General features: G+C 33.3%; 5 protein-coding genes. 1 reads left to right on the forward strand and 4 read right to left on the reverse strand.

Features of this window, described 5'->3' with window-relative positions; translation table 11 throughout:
* Positions 1–362 precede the first annotated feature (362 nt).
* From RMR19_RS06925 to RMR19_RS06940, 4 genes are all read right to left on the reverse strand, one after another.
* Positions 363–1,916 carry an ABC-F family ATP-binding cassette domain-containing protein gene (locus RMR19_RS06925; protein WP_310602770.1) on the reverse strand — a complete coding sequence of 518 codons (1,554 nt, stop codon included), beginning with the start codon at positions 1,914–1,916 and terminating at the stop codon, positions 363–365.
* A 198-nt stretch (positions 1,917–2,114) separates the two neighbouring features.
* The gene (locus RMR19_RS06930) at positions 2,115–3,284 is read right to left on the reverse strand and encodes an ABC transporter permease (protein WP_310602771.1); all 1,170 of its coding nucleotides are present in this window, start codon (positions 3,282–3,284) and stop codon (positions 2,115–2,117) included.
* Positions 3,271–4,401, reverse strand: a complete 1,131-nt coding sequence (locus tag RMR19_RS06935; protein ID WP_310602772.1) for an ABC transporter permease — start codon at positions 4,399–4,401, stop codon at positions 3,271–3,273. Before RMR19_RS06935 ends, RMR19_RS06930 begins: the two co-directional genes overlap by 14 nt.
* Positions 4,402–4,423: 22 nt before the next feature.
* Positions 4,424–5,356, reverse strand: coding sequence for an ABC transporter ATP-binding protein (locus tag RMR19_RS06940; RefSeq protein WP_310602773.1), 933 nt, complete (start codon positions 5,354–5,356; stop codon positions 4,424–4,426).
* Positions 5,357–6,344: 988 nt separating this feature from the next.
* Between RMR19_RS06940 and RMR19_RS06945 the strand changes: the two genes are divergently transcribed.
* On the forward strand, positions 6,345–7,107 hold a 763-nt coding region (locus RMR19_RS06945; protein WP_310602774.1), incomplete at its 3' end, for a histidine kinase dimerization/phosphoacceptor domain-containing protein.

The raw sequence follows: 7,107 nt of genomic DNA on the forward strand, positions 1-7,107 counted from the left end.
GTAGATTGTCCTAATGCCTTATGGCGAAATGTTGATGTTTGATATATTGGAAAGCTTACAGCTCCTGTGATTGGATCATTTCCAAGTGCACCATGAACAGCTTTTGATTCAAAATGTAAATTTTCTTTTCTACTAAAATCATTAAAATTACTAAAATTCTTCATTATATATACACCTCTATACTTTCTGTGGAATCCACGTATAAGACCTATTCTTTATTGTTAGATTATAATCCACACAACATGTCATGTCAACTTTTTATATCAATTTTATATAATTCATATCGAAATTGTATAGCTTGTGTATTTTGTCAAAATAAAACGTATTGTCATTAATTTATTTACTTAAATCTTGAAATTCGACTAAATTCTTGTAGACCAGTTCGAACAATCGATTACTTTTGTTGCAAAATCTTCGTAGAATTCAGGTTCATGACAAATTAAAAGAATACTTCCTTTGTATGCTTTCAATGCTCTTCTTAACTCATCTTTTGCCTCTACATCAAGATGGTTTGTCGGCTCATCTAGTAATAAGATGTTTGTCTCTACATTGATTAATTTGCAAAGACGAACCTTTGCTTGTTCACCACCGCTTAGTACACGAACTTGACTCTCAATATGTTTTGTAGTTAGTCCACATTTTGCAAGTGCAGAACGCACTTCATACTGTGTATAGGAAGGAAACTCTTTCCAGATTTCTTCGATGCAAGTGTTGTTTTTCGCACCTGTCATCTCTTGCTCAAAGTAACCTTTGTATAGATAATCTCCTAATGTAACTTTTCCTTCTAGTGGTGGAATAAATCCTAATATACTCTTTAATAATGTTGACTTACCGATACCATTTGCACCAGTAAGAACTAATTTCTCACCACGTTCCATAGCAAGCGTAATTGGTTTGGATAACGGTTCTTCATATCCAATTACAAGATGTTCTGTTTGGAATATATAACGACTGGCTGCACGAGCTTCTTTAAAATTAAACTCTGGCTTTGGTTTCTCTTTCGCAAGTTCGATTACATCCATCTTGTCTAACTTCTTCTGTCTTGACATTGCCATGTTTCTAGTTGAAACTCTAGCTTTATTTCTCGCTACGAAATCTTGTAACTCACCGATTTCTTGCTGTTGCTTTTTATAAGCAGCTTCTAATTGTGATTTCTTTACTTCATAAACTTCTAAGAATTTATCATAGTCACCTACATAACGATTCAATTCCCCATTTTCCATATGATAGATAAGATTAACAACACTATTTAGGAATGGAATATCATGTGATATTAATATAAATGCATTCTCGTATTCTTGTAAGTAACGTTTTAGCCATTCAATATGAACAACATCCAAGTAGTTTGTAGGCTCATCAAGAAGAAGGATATCTGGTTTCTCTAATAATAATTTTGCAAGTAAAATCTTTGTTCTTTGTCCACCACTTAAATCTGTAACATCTTTATCAAGTCCAACGGCATCTAATCCTAATGCTCTCGAAATTTCATCCACTTTAGAATCAATAATATAGAAATCATGGGCGTCTAGGGTATCTTGAATAACACCAAACTCCTCCATCATTGTAGCAAGCTCATCTTCATCTGCATCTGCCATTTGATTACATAAATCATTCATCTTTGCCTCTAAATCAAAAAGATAGGAGAATGCTGATTTTAATACATCACGAATTGTCATTCCTTTCGTAAGTACCGCATGTTGATCTAGATATCCTACACGCACATTTTTAGACCATTCTACATTCCCTTCGTCTGGCATTAATTTTCCAGTTACTATGTTCATGAAGGTAGACTTACCTTCTCCATTTGCACCTACAAGTCCAATATGTTCCCCTTTTAGTAAACGAAATGACACATTATTAAAGATTGCACGGTCTCCAAATCCATGATTAAGATTGGTTACATTTAATATACTCATTTTTACACCTACCTACGCCTGCCGCTACTCTACTCACGACACTGCCTTTCAACTTTCTATTGTCTCGAACTAAGGTTGTTACATGATAAATGCTAATCGATTCATCTGCAACAACCTTAATTAAATTTACGTATTTACCACTGTATATTATATCGAAAAAATGTACAAAATCAAGTGTTTTATTTGTTCGTGTAACTTTTATTCTGCTCTTTGACTTCTTTTCTTACTAATTACAATTGCAATGCTAAATAGCGCCCCTGCAAACATGAGCTGAATTCCCATATAGCCAAGCAATTCGATTACGTTTGTTTTTGTAAATGTAGTAATTTCCGCTATTTTATCATTCACACATACAAACCAATAATTTGGCGTAAACTTTGCTATCCTAATTACGGTATCAGACAATAGGTATTGTGGTACGAAAGCCCCGCTTAGAAATGCAAGCCCAAGAGAAATTATTGTCGATAGGGAACCTACTACACTTTCTGATTTCGCTGTCAATCCAATAATATAACTGATTGCTAATGCGCAGAACAAAAATACAAAGGAATTCAATATATTCAGACCAATTCCAACAGTAACAACTTTATTTGGATTAACTGCAATACCAAGCGCAAGCATAATTACAAAAAACGCAACTGCAAAGATAAAATTAGCAAGTACCATCTGTAAATTTGCTTTTTTATTCGATATTGGAGCTACTACATTACGTCTTCTTATCTTCACATCATTGAATACTAACATGATACTGCCAATACAAGCTGTGAATCCCCCTACCATTACATACGATAAAAAGTTAAAGAATATGTTATAGTACTGCACTGCATCTGCTTCACTCTTTTCCTGTATCAAATTAATTGTCACTGATTCTTTTAATGTATCTCTTGTCAGTTTACATAAATCTTGTAACGAAAGCTCTGACATTGTATCTGTATATGTTTTTAATGTATTAAAATACATATTAATTGCATTGTCTATATAAAAACCATTCTGTGAATCTGGTACACTCATCTTATCAACAGTAACGACTTTTCCTTCCAGAAATCGCTGTTCGAATCCTTCATCAATCGTTATAATATACTCAACTTTTCGAACAAACAAAGCATCTTGCAACTCTTCCTTCTCACTTCCTATTTCAATGAATTCACAATATCCTTCTAGATATTCCTTGAAATCAGCTACTAATGCACTATCCTTGTCATTATTAATAAATGCCGTTGTTACTTTCGTTGCCTCAAATGTTCCGCTTGTGGAATTATTACTTGAATTCGAGAAGATTACCAAAAGTACTGCAAATACTCCTATATATATGAATAATGAAGTTATTGATCGTCTTAATACTTTGATATATCCATTAAATACTTGCATATTGTCTCCTCCTTGTTACGAAATATGTGATTACAATAAATGCAACTGTCACAAGTAGCATACACAATATATTTGTCCAATACTTCTCAAGTGAATCAAAGTAATAGAGGCAATAAAAACTATCTGAAATTAAACTTGCTGGATTAATCTTCATTGCAAATGGTATATTCTCAGCTATGATAAATTTTATGTTAGGATTCATAAGTCCCGCAAAAAATGATAATAGTAATACTGTTGCATTCGAAATTGCACTAACTGTTTTCTCGTTCTTCTTAATAACAGCACGTAACATTGCACCGAATGTAACACCACATATACTTCCAAGCACACAGGTAAGTGCTAGAAGTCCAACCCTCATACCAAAATCTATTGATAATACATATATCATAAAAGTAATTGCCACAAGTACACACAGTACCTGCACTGTAATCGCCGCGAAAATATTGCAAATCAGTAACTTTAATTTATGAACAGGTGCAACATTTATTCTCGCTCCTTTTGCTGACTTATCTGCTTGTATATCACTAATCTCTGCAATTCCAAAATTACTTCCATATAAGCATGCAAGCGCAAGTAATGCATAAAAATAAATTAATGTTCCTTTTGGTGATTTTTCTGCCACATTTTCATCATTAATATAGTCTACGCTCTTCATAGATGCATTAATTACATCTTGTACTTTCTCTGGGTTTGTACTTTCCACTAGCATAACCTTCTTCATTGTCTGTAGATAGTTATCCACAAATGACTTTAGAATCGTAGCTTCAATACTTGACCCACCAATATATAACGCTGGTTTTTCACCATCAACAATATAACCTACTATTTCTCCTTTTTTCAAGAGCGCTCTTGCTTCTGCTTCATTAACTTGCTGTATCTGAAACATCGTTACATCTTCGCTAAATTTAGCTCCCATCGCAGCATCTAATATATAACTTTGCTCATTTGCTTCAACAATAGCAATATCAATTGTTGTGAATTCTCCTTCACTATCAAGATTTGAAAATGCCAAACTAAATACAAATGATAAGAAAATCGGAAACAATGCCGACCAGAATACATTCTGCTTGTCACGAAAGAGGCATTTTATTCTCGTAAAATATAATCTAAATACCATAACTTCCACCCTCTCTCTTTCATTAATCTCTCAATTCTTTTCCTGTAATTTCAAGGAACACATCATTCAGTGTAGGAAGTTCCGAATATATTTTACCCATAGAAATCTTATTCTCTTCAAAATAATTAAGGATATGAATCAAATTATTCTTTCCCTTATTGGATTTAATAACGATATTCTGTCCATTATAAGCAACACTTGCTACATTAGGAATATTCTTAATCTCTTCAATTCGTTCTTTTGGCAAGTTATATGCCTCAAGTGTGATAATCTCTCCAAGAGAAATCATATTCTTTAACTCTTCCTTCGTACCACTTGCAATTACTTTCCCTTTATCTATAATTGCAATACGATCACAGAGTTGTTCCACTTCCTCCATGTAGTGTGTTGTATATATAATGGTTGCCCCATCTTCATTTAATTTCTTAATTCCTTCAAGTATCTTGTTTCTACTCTGCGGATCTACCGCTACAGTAGGCTCATCAAGTATAATCAACTTCGGTTTATGTGCAATACCACACGCTATATTTAATCTTCTAAGAAGGCCACCACTTAATTTCTTAGGATAAAACTTCTTAAAGTCCTCTAATGCCACAAATTCAATTGCTTCCTCTGTCAATCTACGAATCTCCTTCGGATCTTTCACATAAAGACTACAGAAGTAGTAAACATTATCATACACACTTAGTTCATTAAACACAGCAACATCCTGCATTACAATCCCAATATCTCTTTTTATATCATAAGCATCCGGCTTCATTGGCTTACCAAAGATATCTATCGTTCCTTTATCATACTTTAACAATGACAAGATACAATTAATCGTCGTAGACTTCCCTGAACCATTCGGCCCAAGCAATCCAAATATCTCACCCTCCTGTATCTCAAGATTAAGATGATCTATAGCCACAAGTTTGTCATACCTCTTAACCAAATTACTCACTTTAACTATCATACAATTCCCCTCCATCTACTTATATTGGATTCGGAGGGTAAAAGGTTTTTTTATTCTTTGGAATGAATACTTGAGAACATTTATTCGTTTATAGTTTATAGATGTACTTGTGTCTTATATGTTTTCCCTGCAAAACTTTGATACATTTTCTGGCTTCTTTGCTGCTGTCCTAGAACACGAAACACGCTATGCACCTAAGAACTTCTAAGTGTGTATGGATAGCTACTCAAATGGTACGGAACCGCCTTCGATTCGGCATCCTGCCTCAGCTCAGGCTGGCTCGGCGTCCTTGCCTCGCCTTCCTAGGTTACTTATGTACACACTAAGAAGTACTATAGGTGCTTCGCTATCGTTTCTTAGTCCTAGGACAGCAGCGAAGAAGCAGATTTTGATAATTAAGTTTTGCTGATTTACATTTTTAATACACAAGTACAGGCTAGATATTGAACGAATAAATATTCTCAAGTATTCATCATCAACTATATACAACCTTTTACCCTCCAAATCTTCATAGATAACTACAAAAGCCTTTGAAATAACGCAAAACATACACATGTGTTGCGTTATTACCTTCTGAATAGTTACCAATAAACACTCTTAACAAACTATACCACAATAGTAAAAATCTCTCTAGTGTACGTCGTCATGTATCAATATGACAATTGTAATATTTTAACCTTTCAGCCAACATATCTTATAATTTTTATTGAGATTTTAATATGCAAATGGTATAGTGGAAGAAGAAATTCTCGAACGTATTTCTCACATTAAAAGATTATACTAGATAAATGATTCAATCTAGGTTGCTATTTAAAACTTGGAAGTTTTTATTGAACACTTTCCCCTGACTTGTGTATCAATAACCTTGCCATGCAAAACTCAGTAACCTACAGCAACGAAGAAGCTATGAAAACCTACAAAGTTTTGCATTCAAAACCTATCATACACAAGTACGCTAAACAAACAATTAAGGAAGGAGTATACAACGTTGACAGAGATTATTGATAAACTAGTTTTATTGGCTTTAAGTGGCACATTTTGCTTTTTATGTTTTAATAATACGTACTCCATTGTGTACTTTCTTCTTACGGTTATCTTTACGTGTATCTGCTCTTCTACAGACAAGAAACAAATTCATATCGGTATTTTCGTTTTATATTTAGTAGTTAGCTCGTTTTTCCCTATTTTACTATATTATCTACCTATTATGCTTTATGATATATTTACAACAGAGTTATATTCAACAATTGTGTTTGCAATAATACCTTTTATTATTAACTTTGAATTCTATTATAATGATAAACTGTTTATCTTTTGCATTATGATGGCAACAGGCTTACTTATCAAATACAAATCGGAAAAAGAGACTACTTTAGTTAATGAATACAATCATCTTCGTGATGATACGAAAGAATTAGAAATCATACTTGAGAAACAGAATCAAACATTACTTGAGAATCAAGATATTGAAATTACTGCTGCCATGTTAAGTGAGCGTAATCGTATCTCTAAAGAAATACATGATAATATTGGACATTTGCTATCAAGATCACTACTACAAATAGGTGCTTTACTTACAATAACAAAAGAAGATATTACAAAAGAAACATTAACAAGCCTTAGAGATTCTATCTCTGGAGGAATGGATAGTATTCGAAGTAGTATTCATAACATGCATGATGAATCCATTGATTTGTATAATGCCATTCACAAACTTACAAGTGAGTTTACATTCTGTCATATAAGTTTTC

Source organism: Anaerosporobacter sp. (assembly GCF_031551385.1).
Lineage (GTDB): Bacteria > Bacillota > Clostridia > Lachnospirales > Lachnospiraceae > Anaerosporobacter.